We start from the raw sequence: 14,021 nt of genomic DNA on the forward strand, positions 1-14,021 counted from the left end.
TAATTTATTTTTGATTAGAAATTAATTGCTCGCTAACTTTCTTATATAAAGCAGCCATATCGTTTTCACCATATCCAGCTTGACTCGCTTCGTCATATACGTTTAATAACATTTCGCTTACCGGTAAATGGAGTTCGCTTTCCTTAGCTAAGTCAACTGCAAATCCTAAATCTTTCTTCAATAAGTTCACAGTAAATCCTGGCTCGTAGTTTTCAGGTGCTATAAAACTTTTATAGTTACGTTCATAAATTCTACTTTGACCGTAACTTACATTTAAAATATCAAACATTTTATCTAAATCCATATTATTCTTTTTCGCTAATGTTAAAGCTTCACTCACACCAGCTGTATAAAAACCAATTAATAAGTTATTAATTAACTTAACAGTTGTACCACTATCAATCTGCTCACTAACGTGGAAAATGTTCGCGCCTAGTACGCCCATGATAGATTCCGTTTTCTCATATACGTCTTTCGATCCACCAACCATAAACGTTAATGTACGGTTTTCGGCTCCTATTACACCACCGCTCACAGGTGCTGCTAAAAAGTCTACTTTCTTTTCCTTTGCAGCTTCCTCTAACTGTTTGTTTAACTGCGGCGATACCGTACTTGTATCAATGAAAACTACATTCGAGTGACCATTTTCAAATAATCCTTCTGCTCCAAAATATACCGCTTCAACAGCGCGAGGTGAAGGTAAACTTGTAAAAACTACATCACATGTTTCTGCTAGTTTTGAGATTGATAGACCGATAATTCCGCCTTCTTTTTCAAAGGACGCTTCCGCCTCTTTATTTAAGTCCACGCCATATACTGTGTAACCTGATTTAACTAGATTTTTTGACATTGGAAGGCCCATGTTACCTAAACCGATAAAACCAATCTTTTTCATATCGCTTTCCTCCTATTTACACAATATATTTCCCGCGATTTATAATAGCTTTCGCAATTTCTCTCTTCTTCGTAAATACGTTCGTGTATAAAGGCACTAATAATTGACGGATTTCAGCTAAAATCACATGTCTATCTTGTTCTTCTGTGACAGCCGCTGAAAGTACAGAAATCGCCGCTTCTTCTACTTTACGGTATCCTTCTTCACAAATAACATCCGTTATTAATTGCTTCGTACGTTCTTTTTCCTCACCATTTTTACTTACCGCTTTTCTCGTACGTAAAAACGCTGATTCCATGACGTACACGTCCGTCAACATATTTGAAATTACACGTGAATATTCTTGTTCTTGGTCAATTTTTAGGCCTGGAGTTTTAGAGAGCGTTTTCAAAGATTGTTTCAACAATTTTTTCGCTAATAAAATGTAACGATGGTTTCTTTCTACATTTGCTACATCACTTTCTACTTCAGTATCTTCTAATTGTTCGATTTGCTTCATTAACATTTTGGCAACTGTTAATCTATTAATTTCGTTCGTTCCTTCAAAAATACGACTAATTCTAGCATCACGATATAATCGTTCTACCTCATACTCTTGCATATAACCGTAACCACCATGAATTTGTACAGCTTCATCTACGATATAAGCAAGTGTTTCAGAAGCATTTACTTTATTCAGTGCACATTCAATTGCAAATTGGGACATTTTCTTCATAAGATCTTCATCGCTCTCATGAATTGCTTCATCGATTACACCTGCCGTACGATAAGCTGCACTTTCGGCTCCATATGTAGCAATGATCATATTTGCAATTTTCTCTTGAATCATCGTAAAGTCTACTAATTCCGTTTGGAACTGTTTTCGCTCTTTTCCATATTGAACCGACAAACCAATTGCTTGTTTTGCTGTTCCAATATTTCCAAAAGCAAGTTTAAGTCTAGCAAAGTTAAGAATATTAAGGGCTACGTGATGCCCTTTCCCAACTTCCCCTAAAACATTTTCAGCAGGGATGACAACATCTTCTAAAATAAGAGTCGCTGTTGAAGAACCTTTAATCCCCATTTTCTTTTCTTCTAATCCAATAGATACACCTTCACATGTTCTTTCGACAATAAACGCTGTCATTCCTTTATTTGTCTTCGCAAAAACAACGTATACATCTGCCATATGAGCATTTGTAATCCATTGCTTCTCACCATTTAACTTCCAAGCTGTTCCCTCTTCATTCAATACGGCGCTTGTTTTTGCACTTAATGCATCCGAACCAGCATTTGGCTCTGTTAAAGCATAAGCCCCAATCCATTCTCCCGATGCGATTTTCGGTAAATATTTTTCTTTTTGCTCTTTCGTTCCATAATATATGTAAGGCAATGTACCGACACCAGCGTGTATATTAAAAGAAACGCTAAACGCACCAGCGTAACCCATTTTCTCTGCTACAAGACCTGAGACAGCCTTTCCTAACTCGAACCCGCCATAATCTTCTGGTACCTCAATGCCTAATAATCCAAGTTCCCCAGCTTTCTCAAATAATTGACGAGAAACTTTATAGTTATGTTGTTCAATATTCTCCATTTGTGGAACAATTTCTTGTTTAACGAATTGTTCTGTCGTTTTTGCGATTAAATCTTCATCACCTGAAAAATCTTCTGGTGTAAAGTAAGTATGATTTATATCTTTATTAAGTGAAAAGAATTCATCCCATGGTAACTTCGTTTTCTCCATATGTATCCCCCTATCATTCGGCTTTCATAGCTTTTTGCTTATGCTCGTCTACGATGAGTGGAATATCTTTTTTGAAAATAGAAGGCGATGATTTTTCACATCAAGCATTTTATTTTGCCAAAGATGTATTTTCATCGCCTTCGCTGCTTTATCTATTGATCTTCTGATAATACTGTTTTTGCAATACCAGTATCTAACTCTTCAAAGTCATGATATGAAATTGTTTCGTATAATTCACTTCTCGTTTGCATATTAGAAAGTGCATCTTTTTGAGAACCTGTTTCTTTAATTAAAGCAAACACATTTTCATACGCTTTCGCTGCAACGCGAAGTGAAGTTACAGGATAAATAACCATTTGGAAACCCATATTCGCAAATTCCTCTGCACTATAATATGGAGTTTTTCCGAATTCAGTCATATTCGCAAGCAAAGGTGCATTTACCTTACTATTAAATAGACGGAATTCTTCCTCTGATTGAAGCGCTTCAGGGAAAATTGCGTCTGCACCTGCTTTTACATATGCATTTGCTCTTTCAATTGCTTCATCTAATCCTTCAACGCCACGAGCATCAGTACGTGCTACAATGTATAAGCTCGGTGCAACTTCTTTAATCGCTTTAATTTTTTGAACCAATTCTTCTGTAGTAACAAGTTTCTTACCATTTAAATGTCCACATTTTTTTGGTAATTGCTGATCTTCAATTTGGACAGCTGCTACTTTCGCTTCCACCATTTCTACAGCTGTTCTCGCCACATTTAGTACACCACCAAATCCTGTATCAATGTCAACAAGAACAGGTAAGTCTGTAGCTCTTACTAAATCTCTTGCTCTCTCAGCCACTTCAGTAGACGTCACGATACCTAAATCTGGTAAACCTTTACTTGCAGTATAAGCAGCTCCTGATAAATAAAGAGCTGAAAAACCTGTATTTTTCGCAACAAGAGCTGCCATTGCATCATGAGCACCTGGAATTTGCAAAATTTCATTTGCTTCTACTAAAGCTCGGAATCGATTCGCAAGCTCCTCTTGTGTTGACTGTTTTTTCACAACCCAAGCCATTCTAAATTCCCCCCTATTATTAAATTAAGAATAGATCTACAAATTCGTTTACATTCATATTTTCTAGTTTTTCTTCATTTAAACAAACTTCATGAATTTGTTCTTGTTGCTTACTAGAATAATGACCTGCCATATTTGCAGTGAATTTTTGAACAACTTTTGGAATTGCTTCGTCTCTACGGAAGCGGTGACCAAGCGGATATTCACATTCCACATTTTCTGTTACTGTGCCATCTTTAAAGTGAACTTGAACAGCGTTGGCGATTGAGCGCTTGTTCGGGTCAAGGTAATCTAAACTGTACTGTTTGTTTTCAACAACAACCATCTTATTACGTAATTCATCTACACGTGGATCGTTTGCTACTGCATCTTCATAATCGTCTGCAACGATATCTCCTTTTAATAAACCAATTGCCGTAATGTATTGTAAGCAATGATCACGATCAGCTGGGTTATTTAATGGACCTTCTTTATCAATAATACGAATTGCTGATTCATGAGTTGTAATTGTAATACGGTCAATTTCATCTAATCTCTCTTTAATTTCCGGATGCAACTTCACTGCACATTCTGCAGCCGTTTGTGCATGGAATTCTGCTGGATATGACACTTTAAATAATACATTTTCCATTACATATGACTCTAGTGGTCTTGCTAATTTTAATTCTTGTTTATTGAATAATACATCTTGGAATCCCCATCCTGGCGCAGATAATGCTGTTGGATAACCCATTTCACCTTTTAGAGCAGTCATTGCAAGATGAACACCGCGGCTCGTTGCGTCACCTGCAGCCCATGATTTACGTGAGCCCGTATTTGGAGCATGACGATATGTACGAAGACTAGAATTATCAATCCACGCATGTGATAATGCATTAAAGATTTCTTCACGTGTTCCGCCAAGCATTTTCGCAACTACTGCAGTTGTTGCTACTTTTACATATAATACATGGTCAAGACCAACTCTGTTTAAGCTGTTTTCTAAAGCAAGCACGCCTTGAATTTCATGTGCTTTAATCATCATTTCTAATACTTCACGTACTTTTAAAGCTTCTTTTCCTTCTGAAATACGAACACGGCTAATATAATCTGCAACTGCTAAAATTCCGCCTAGGTTATCAGATGGATGTCCCCACTCTGCTGCAAGCCAAGTATCGTTATAGTCTAACCAACGGATCATACATCCGATATTAAATGCACCTTTTACTGGATCTAGTACATAAGACGTACCTGGTACACGTGTACCATTTGGCACGATTGTTCCTGGCACAACTGGTCCTAGTAATTTCGTACATTCTGGATATTGCAGTGCTAAAATTCCACATCCAAGTGTATCAAGTAATACGTAACGAGCTGTACTGAATGCTTCTGCACTAGTAACCTCTTTATTTAATACATAATCGGTAATCTCTTCTAATAATGCATCTTTTTGCTTAATTTCATTTGTTTTAATCATGCTATTCTTCCCTTTCTGTCGAAAATTCGTTATTATTAATGATGGGTGTCGGTCAAACACCCATCTGGCGGGCGGCGCTAACAACTCCCCAGTTGTTCTTATTTACTAAGTACATGTCGCTCGCCAATATAATTTACACGAGGACGGAACAAACGATTATTTGCATGTTGCTCAATAACGTGCGCACATAACCCCACTGTTCTAGAGCTAAAGAAGATTGGTGTGTAAAGTTGAATTGGAATACCTAGCATCCAATATACTGGAGCTGCATAATAATCAAGATTTGGATAAATTCCTTTTTCTTTTTCCATAATCTTTTCTCCAGCTTCACACATTTCATATAGTGTATAATCACCTTTTACATCACATAACTGTTTTAAAGCTTCCTTCATCATAAGTGCTCTTGGATCCATCTTCTTCATATAAACACGGTGTCCAAAGCCCATAATTTTTTCTTTGTTATATAGTTTCTTCTGTAATAACTCTTCAAATTTCTCAACATTACCAGCTTCTAAAAGCATGTACATAACCGCTTCATTTGCACCGCCATGTAAACTTCCTTTTAAAGATGCAACTGCACCTGTTAAGGCACCGTATAAATCTGATTGTGTTGATGCAATAACGCGAGCTGTAAATGTAGAGTTTGGCATTTCATGCTCACTATATAAAACAAGGGAACGATCAAAGATCTTTTCCTCAAGTTCAGTTGGTTTTTTACCAGTTAACATATAGAAGAAATTCGCACTATAAGATAATTCTTTAAGAGGTTCAATTGGCTCCTCATTATTTAAAATATGATAGCTATTCGCTACAATGTTTGGCACTTTACTTAGCAGCTTGTACCCTCGGCTTTTATTCACTTCTAACGAGCGGTTTTCGATATCATTATCGTAACCAGCTAACGCTGACACACCTGTACGTAATCCATCCATGGGATGCGTCTCTTTAGGCAATGCCTTTAGTACGTTGAATACACCTTCTGGTACTGCATATTCTTCTTTTAATTTCTTTTCAAGTGTTACTTTTTCATCTTCATTCGGTAGGTGTTCCTCCAATAAAAGGTGCACAATGTCTAAATACTCTTTTGTTTTTGAGAGTTCGATTAAGTCATACCCTTGAATTACAATTTCACCTTTTACTGTGTCAAGAAACGAGATTTTCGTCTCCGCTGCCACTATACCATCTAATCCCGGGGAAAATTTCTCTTCAGCTTTCATCATTATTTCCTCCAATCCTAATAGATCTTCGTGCACATAACTGTAAGCCTTTACAATATTGTGAAACTACATTTCTATTTCAATGTATCAGAGTTTTTAGAAGATTTCAATTTATTTTATAATGATAAGTTTCCTACACTTTTCTTACTGTAACAATACAATTTTTTGAAAATAATTCTTATATTTTATAAAGAAAGGATAGACTTCTTTGCGTATTTTCAAAAACAAGATATAAAGATTTTTCATATAACACCGCCAAATATACAATTATTCTAATTTTATTTGAGAAATAGAAAAAACGAGCTGTACATAAATACAGCTCGTTACTATATGATATTTATTTCACTATCTCTTAAATATAATTTTTATATAAAACTTATTCATTTTTAATAAAGTTATTATTTTACATAATTAAATTGAATTTCTTCCATTTCCTCATGATAACTTACAAATAAATCATAGTTTTGAAAATACCAAAGATCATCAGAATCTACAAAAAATATAATACCTTCCTTCTCAACTGACACTATTTCGCCATCGGGTTTCTCAGCAACAACCCCTAAAGAATATCCGGGCTGAATTGAACTATCCCCTCCGTACCTTACAGTAAAACGTACAGATTCACCGTGCTTTATACGTAATTCTTCCTGGAACCATTGCAGAGCTTTACGATCAATTGAAATTCTCATCTTTATTCCTCCAGTTTACGCAAACTCTTTTTTTCCTAATCGTTGTTTTACAAAGAAGACGAAAATAATTAAGGCTATCAATGCTCTGAAATTGCACTCCCTGAAAATAAAATACGATAACCAAACATTTGTGAAACAACTCCAAGTAAAATAGCACCTAACCCGATTCCTAAATCAAACGCTGTAAAAAATGAAGCATTTGCAACTCCTCTTTTACTCGGATCGACAATTGTAAGCATTGCCGCTTGCAAAGCTGGCTGCGCTGAACCAAATCCAATACCGTATAATGTTGCTGCGATAATTACACCTATCAAACCATTTGAAATAGTTAAAACAACTATAGCTAAAATAGTAATACATAATGCTGGAAGTATGATGAATACTTCTCCATACTTATCTAATAGTTTCCCTGAAATTGGTCTTACAATTGTTAATGCAATTGCATATACAAGAAAGAAAGTTCCCGGGTTTACATGAATTGATGATGCAAATAACGGTAAAAAGGTTGTTATTCCTCCATATGCAAACGATAAAAAGAATACTACAATCGTGATTGTTAATACGGATTTCTCAAATAGCTGAATTTTCCCTTTTTCTTTTTGTGGCGTAAATGGGATCTTCGTTATTAATGATAATACGACTGCCATAAAAGATAACAACGTCGCTAATAAAAATAGACCATCAAATGAATAATTTTGCACAACCCATAATCCAACCATAGGTCCGATCGCCATTGCAATTGTCATCGCCATCCCGTACCAACCCATACCTTCACCGCGGCGTGAATCTGGAATAATATCCGTTATTGCTGTTCCAACAGCTGTTGTAGAAACAGCCCATGTTACTCCGTGAATAACACGTAAAACAGCTAAAAGGACAATAGTCGATGCTATATTATAGGAATACATCGTTAAGCCAAAAAAGATGAGTCCGAAAATAATAAAGGATCTTCTACCATATTGATCTAACATTCCTCCAATAATCGGTCGTATTACAACAGCAGCTATTGTAAACATCCCCATCATAAGTCCAACTTGCGATTCATTGCCACCTATCTCTTTAATAAAGAGCGGGAGCGTTGGAACAAGTAAATAAAATCCTGTAAATAAAAATAACATTGCGAAAGTCATTTGAATAAATGATTTCGTCCATAATCGTTCCATAAAAATACCTCCATACACTCGTAAAATATTACGATTAACACCCTCATTGTATATTTTTTTTATCTCTTTTCCCTCCGCAAATAGACGTATCTTTTCATATTAAATAGTCCACCATCAGCTTACATTAGTCTTAAGACTTTGTACGCATATTTTAAACGAAAGTCCTATATATGTACCTTTATACGTGTGAAAAGAATATACTAATTTATTATCACAACTTAGGAGTGATTATTTTATGTGGGTATTATCATCAAGAGTAACTGTCGCGGTTCCTTCGATACCCGAAATACATGCCCCCGCCGTTCATACAGCAAGTTCCGATGTCGGCATTGAACTTCCAGCAATTTGGCAACAATACCAATCACCAGGTCAAGCTACCCCTTCATTTTGGCATCATGGTGCCCATCCAAGTAGCACTACCTTTTATCATCCTAGCCACGCTCCACTACCTCAGGCTCAAGTCTTTTATCATTTCCCATCAATTTATTTTCAAAATTTTTATGGTACGTTTAACATTTAAAACACATCATTTCATAGCTACTACATTTAAACGAAAAAAGCACTTAAGATTGTAATTTTCACAAATCTTAAGTGCTTTTTAATATTTTTTATAAATTTTTCTTATTGCCCATTATTAGCAGGGGTCTCTCCTGCATTACCGCCAGTCTCTGGTTGTGTGGTCGCTGGTGGAGTTGTATTTCCTTGACCTCCTCCGTTATTTGCTGGAGGTGTCGTATTTCCTTGACCTCCATTATTTGCTGGAGGTGTCGTATTTCCTTGACCTCCTCCATTATTTGCTGGAGGTGTCGCATTTCCTTGACCTCCTCCATTATTTGCTGGAGGTGTCGTATTTCCTTGACCTCCTCCGTTATTTGCTGGAGGTGTCGTTCCTTGGCCATTTCCATTATTTTGTTCTTCTTGTTTCTTTTGCTCTTCTAGTTTCTTTTGTTCTTCTTGCTTCTTAAGTTCCTCTTGTTTCTTTTGTTCTTCTTGTTTTTTCAGTTCTTCTTGTTTCTTTAATTCTTCTTGCTTTTTCTCTTCTTCAGTTTTTTGCTGTTGATCTTGTTTTGGTTGCTCCGTTGTATCCGGTACGCTAGTATTTGGCGATGAATCACGTTTTTCACCTTTTATACGTAGCTCACTACCTTCTTGAATAACACTACTTGGCATTTTAAAGCGTGATTTATCTGTAGCCATTTCGCTCATCATTTCTTTAAAGATCAACTGTGCAATTTTCGTATTTTTACTACTAATATACTCGTCTTTACCATCTTTCATATACCCAGTCCATACTGCCATCGTATATTGCGGTGTATATCCAGCGAACCAACTATCACGAGTTGCACTTTCTGGAATTTTATATTGAGCTAATTGCTTTGATGAATAGTTTGTCGTACCCGTTTTACCAGCTACATCTAAAGAGCCTACATTTGCCGATGTACCAGTACCTGATGTAACTACAGAACGAAGCATATCAGTAATCATGTATGCGGTAGAATCTGTCATAACTTGTTTTGGTTTTTGTCCAAAACTTTGTGACTTACCGTCTGGATAAACGACTTTCTTAACAAAATGCGGTTTCGTATATTTACCTTCATTACCAAATGCCGCATAAGCACCCGCTATTTCAGTTGGCGATACTTCATTTGTACCAATCGCTGTCGATTCTGTCGGTGCTGTATTAAATGTAATACCTAGTTTCTCAGAGAATTCTTTCGATTTACTAATCCCTACTTCTTTTGCAGTTTTAATTGCAGGAATATTACGCGACATTTTTAATGCTTCACGCATTGTAATTGGACCCATATGACTTCTATCTGCATTTCGTACTTCTTGTCCCGTTGAATACTTAAATGGAGAGTCATCAATTTGATGGTACGTAGCCCATTTTAAATATTCAATTGCAGGAGCGTAGTCGAAAATCGGCTTCATCGTTGAACCAGCTGCACGATCTAATTCAATTGCCATATTATGCCCTTTAAATACAGCTTTATTTTCTCCACGGCCACTACCTATAGCACGAACTTCTCCTGTTTTCGTATCCATAAATGTGAATGCACCTTGGAATTTATCGTTCGGATAATCAATGATATTATTATTTAAAATATTATCAGCAAGTTTCTGTGCTTTCGGATCTAACGTTGTATAAATTTCTAAACCGTCAGAACCGATATTAGCATCTGGTAATTCTTTTTCTACTTCTTTCACAACTGCATCCATAAATGCAGGGTATGGCATTGTTTGTAGTTGAGCTGCAGGCTTAAGCCCCTTTTCTACGTCAACTTTTGATGCTTCTTCCATTTCCTGTTTTGTTATATATCCATGTCGGTTCATTAAGTTTAGAACAACATTTCTTCTTTCTGTTGCTTTTTGAACATTTTCTTTTTTCGTTGGATCATAGTTATTCGGTGCTTTCGGTAAACCTGCAAGCATCGCAACTTCTGGTAATGTTAAGTCCTTCAATTCTTTACCATAGTAGTTTTGTGCTGCTGTTGCGATTCCGTATGAACGGTTTCCTAAGTTAATTTTATTTAAGTACATCTCTAATATTTCATGTTTTGAATACTGTTGTTCTAGCTTATAAGCTAAATATATTTCTTGCGCTTTACGCTTTGGTGTTTTGTCCATTGATAAGAAGTAGTTTTTAATAACTTGCTGTGTTATCGTACTTCCACCTTGAGAACCATAATCCCCTTTAAGACTTACTAGAACAGCACGGGCAGTACCTTTAAAATCTACTCCGCTATGCTCATAAAAACGTGAATCTTCTGTCGCTAAAAATGCATTTTCTACTAATTTAGGTATTTGCTCATACGTAACATTCGTCCTTTTTTCTTTTCCATATTCATATACCAAATCCCCGTTTTTATCATAAATTTTTGAGGATAACGGATTAACAAGTTTTGCTTTCTCAAGTTTTGGTGCATCCTTAATCATTACGAAAAAGGTAGCAACCCCCGCCACTAAACCAACAATACCAAGTAATAAACAAGTAATTAAAAACTTGCGAAAGAATGATGTTTTACCTTTTGGCTTTTGTGTTTTAGAAGCTGGTTGTTTTTTCTTTTTAACTTGTCGTCGTTCCTCTCGAGAACGATAATTTTCTGACATGTTACTTTCTCCTGCCTTTCAATTCTCCCGTTGATTTACTTAAAAATATTGAGGTCACTTTCTAAAATAAATTTGATTAAGAAAGTATATTGACCTGGAGCATTCAATATTTTCCCAATTCACAGATTATAAATTTTAGAATACTTCTTATACAAACTATTTTCACTTCTATTTTTCCTAATAACGCTGCCCCTTGAAGCATAGAATGTAAAAAGTGAATTTTTAATACCTCGTATAAATAATATACCTTTTTTTCAAATGGTCAATATTTTCTTATTTATAAATCAAAGGTGAAATAAAAATAGCACAACGATATGTACTTCGTGTGAACTTCCTTATAATTACGTATAACAAACATTTAATATATTGCATATAAGTATAATACCTCTTAAATTATAAGGATTTCAACATCACAACCTCAACATCTACAAAAAAGTATTAAAAATAAAAAGTGAGGAGTTGCGTAATGATGAAGCTATCTCCCGTAATTTCAAAAAATATAGTTGCTGTTGGTTATAATCCTTTTTCTATGATTTTGCGAATCCAATTAAAGAATGGTATGTACGATTTCTTTAATGTACCAGAAAGTATTTATACTGGCCTATTACATGCACAATCTAAAAGTTATTATCATAATACTTACATTAAAAATTCTTTCCGCCACACAAAAATCTAAACTTAACACCCACTAAAAAAGAAAGGAGGTTACTCCTCCTTTCTTTTAAAAACATTTTGCAGATGAATTATCTTCGATTCCTCTTATTAATTTCATCATATGCTTGAATTTGTTTTTTCAAACGCCGATCAGCTTTTTTATCATGCACTACAAGAATTGCATGTATAACTCCTGGAACCCAAAATATTAATGTTAATATGAAATTTATGATTGCCTGAATTGGTTTTCCACAAAATAATACAGCAACAGGTGGAAGAAGAATTGCTAATAAATACATCATCCCTTGAAAACTCCTTATTTTGTATTTTATATATCACTTTTCAAAATATACGCAAAAAAACCTACTACCATTTTAATCTTAACCTACCTCTAAAATCAATGTATCTCCTTCTATTTAAATAAGTATTTCAGACTTTTTATTGTTTTCTAGCCTATTTTCTTCCTCTATTGCAGTTACTCCAATTGCAGAAATTAACGTTCCTATCGCTTGTATCCAAATACCAATGAGTGCAATGATTCTCTCATCCTTCTTATCAAAAATACTATCTTCATTTTCTCTCTCATCTTTCAATACATTTGAAACACCTTGATACGCTTGTAATCCAGCCCCTAAACTTTGCATGGAGTTACCCAGTATAATAATTTTCTGTAATACATTTATATCCAACAAAGCTGCTTCTACTCCTAAAAAAGCACCGATCGATTGTAAACTGTTCCCTGTAATGATAAGATAATCATTTTCTTTCAATTGTTCATTTATATTAAAATATGTTCCTATTACATTTGATATATTGCCTAATGCTAATAACTCAATTCCTATTTGATCAAGTAATTTACTTTGATTCTCTAAGCCTATATTTTGATTTTCTCTTTTTTCTTCCCCATCATCATAATTGCTCGCAATGATTTGTAATATATATCCGAGGGCTTGTAATGAGCTTCCTACAATAACAAGATCCGATTCAACTTTCTCTTCTCCAATAAATCCTCTTGTCGTTCCAATAGCAGCTGTAAGATTCCCTCCCACTTGAAACCATGCCCCTGTCACTTTTAAACTGCTTGGATTCATTTTTATCACCTATTTAAATATTTTCTAAAGCTTTCAAAACAAACAAATCTCACCCTTAATCTTTTATTTTATTTTTTAGATGTAATTTTGTGAATGATATAATGTGCTACTAATATAAAAGCACCTTAAAGGTGCTTTTTATATGCATGCTGGGCATGTCAATGAATCTCCATTTTTATCTATTGTTATATTCAATATATATTCAATTGCTTTATGTGACCAAGTTTCAGGTGTAGGCGATTCATTTATATATTGTGGCGCACATGACTTCAGCATTGGAGTACTAATACTCCCTCCAGGATCTAAAGCAACTACAGCCATGCCATGGGGTAATTCCAGGGCCATAGATTTAGTGATACCTTCAATAGCAAATTTCGAGGCACAATATGGCGCAAGCTCAGCCTCACCTTCTCTCCCCCAACTAGAACTCATATTAATGATAATTCCTTCTTTCCTAGCTACCATCGCTGGAACAAATGCTCTTATTACATTTACTACACCATTCACGTTTACATTCATTACATTTTCGAATTCTTGAGCCGTAATTTTCCAAAGTTGTGCATTTTGATTTACAATCGATGCATTATTTATTATCATATCGGGAGCTGTATGTGTATTAAGTATATAATTTGCCCAATTGTTAACTTGCTGAGAATCTGAAACATCAATTACTTGGAAATCATGTATTTTACTGTACTGTTTTTTTAGTTCTTCAATTTTATCTTTTGAACGTCCACAACCATATATGTTCCACCCTAATTCATGAAATCGATCAACCATCGCACGCCCTAGCCCTTGTGTCACGCCTGTAATAATTACAGATTTACTAATTTCTTTTCGCTTCATTTCTCTCATCCTCCTTTCCTATATCTTACTCTCTTCATTTTTATTCAGCGATTTACTATAGTATCAACTCAACTCATACTTTAGTAATGGTTTTGATATTGTATACATAAAC

General features: G+C 35.2%; 12 protein-coding genes and 1 pseudogene. 2 read left to right on the forward strand and 11 right to left on the reverse strand.

The features are described 5' to 3' along the window. Positions 1-4: 4 nt before the first annotated feature. The 7 genes and pseudogenes from ACZDYH_RS12765 to ACZDYH_RS12795 all read right to left on the reverse strand — a co-directional run bounded on the left by ACZDYH_RS12765 (position 5) and on the right by ACZDYH_RS12795 (position 8,207). Positions 5-895: an NAD(P)-dependent oxidoreductase gene (locus tag ACZDYH_RS12765; protein ID WP_000719409.1), complete on the reverse strand. Its 891-nt coding sequence runs from the start codon at positions 893-895 to the stop codon at positions 5-7. Between the two features lie 16 nt (positions 896-911). Continuing rightward, complete coding sequence (locus ACZDYH_RS12770) at positions 912-2,621, reverse strand: acyl-CoA dehydrogenase family protein (protein ID WP_000415995.1); 1,710 nt, start codon at positions 2,619-2,621, stop codon at positions 912-914. Positions 2,622-2,773: 152 nt separating this feature from the next. Next, positions 2,774-3,682: a methylisocitrate lyase gene (gene prpB / locus ACZDYH_RS12775; protein ID WP_000312639.1), complete on the reverse strand. Its 909-nt coding sequence runs from the start codon at positions 3,680-3,682 to the stop codon at positions 2,774-2,776. Between the two features lie 19 nt (positions 3,683-3,701). Next, a complete protein-coding gene (prpD, locus tag ACZDYH_RS12780) occupies positions 3,702-5,138 on the reverse strand; it encodes a 2-methylcitrate dehydratase (protein WP_000598123.1) in 1,437 nt (478 codons plus the stop codon). A 98-nt stretch (positions 5,139-5,236) separates the two neighbouring features. Next, positions 5,237-6,358 carry a citrate synthase gene (gene mmgD / locus ACZDYH_RS12785; RefSeq protein ID WP_002041090.1) on the reverse strand — a complete coding sequence of 374 codons (1,122 nt, stop codon included), beginning with the start codon at positions 6,356-6,358 and terminating at the stop codon, positions 5,237-5,239. A 395-nt stretch (positions 6,359-6,753) separates the two neighbouring features. After that, a complete protein-coding gene (locus ACZDYH_RS12790) occupies positions 6,754-7,044 on the reverse strand; it encodes a HesB/YadR/YfhF family protein (RefSeq protein ID WP_001222842.1) in 291 nt (96 codons plus the stop codon). Positions 7,045-7,059: 15 nt separating this feature from the next. Beyond that, positions 7,060-8,207, reverse strand: a pseudogene (locus tag ACZDYH_RS12795) (MFS transporter). Between the two features lie 235 nt (positions 8,208-8,442). Between ACZDYH_RS12795 and ACZDYH_RS12800 the strand changes: the two are divergent. Then, positions 8,443-8,727, forward strand: a complete 285-nt coding sequence (locus tag ACZDYH_RS12800) for a hypothetical protein (RefSeq protein WP_000270101.1) — start codon at positions 8,443-8,445, stop codon at positions 8,725-8,727. Between the two features lie 101 nt (positions 8,728-8,828). On the opposite strand, the gene ACZDYH_RS12805 is transcribed toward ACZDYH_RS12800, so the two are convergent. Continuing rightward, positions 8,829-11,318 (reverse strand): transglycosylase domain-containing protein, encoded by a 2,490-nt coding sequence (locus tag ACZDYH_RS12805; protein WP_474886386.1) that lies wholly within the window; start codon positions 11,316-11,318, stop codon positions 8,829-8,831. Between the two features lie 466 nt (positions 11,319-11,784). On the opposite strand from ACZDYH_RS12805, the gene ACZDYH_RS12810 reads away from it, so the two are divergent. Next, positions 11,785-11,994, forward strand: coding sequence for a KTSC domain-containing protein (locus ACZDYH_RS12810; RefSeq protein WP_000977081.1), 210 nt, complete (start codon positions 11,785-11,787; stop codon positions 11,992-11,994). Between the two features lie 67 nt (positions 11,995-12,061). Here ACZDYH_RS12810 and ACZDYH_RS12815 read toward each other — a convergent pair whose 3' ends face one another. The 3 genes from ACZDYH_RS12815 to ACZDYH_RS12825 all read right to left on the reverse strand — a co-directional run bounded on the left by ACZDYH_RS12815 (position 12,062) and on the right by ACZDYH_RS12825 (position 13,909). Continuing rightward, on the reverse strand, positions 12,062-12,274 hold the full coding sequence (locus ACZDYH_RS12815; RefSeq protein ID WP_000990233.1) for a YqaE/Pmp3 family membrane protein: 213 nt from the start codon (positions 12,272-12,274) through the stop codon (positions 12,062-12,064). A gap of 114 nt (positions 12,275-12,388) precedes the next feature. Beyond that, positions 12,389-13,063 carry a DUF6944 family repetitive protein gene (locus tag ACZDYH_RS12820; protein ID WP_001070038.1) on the reverse strand — a complete coding sequence of 225 codons (675 nt, stop codon included), beginning with the start codon at positions 13,061-13,063 and terminating at the stop codon, positions 12,389-12,391. A gap of 138 nt (positions 13,064-13,201) precedes the next feature. Next, a complete protein-coding gene (locus ACZDYH_RS12825; RefSeq protein ID WP_000823062.1) occupies positions 13,202-13,909 on the reverse strand; it encodes an SDR family oxidoreductase in 708 nt (235 codons plus the stop codon). Between the last annotated feature and the right edge of the window lie 112 nt (positions 13,910-14,021).

It is taken from the genome of Bacillus sp. EB V-12 (genome assembly GCF_056158125.1).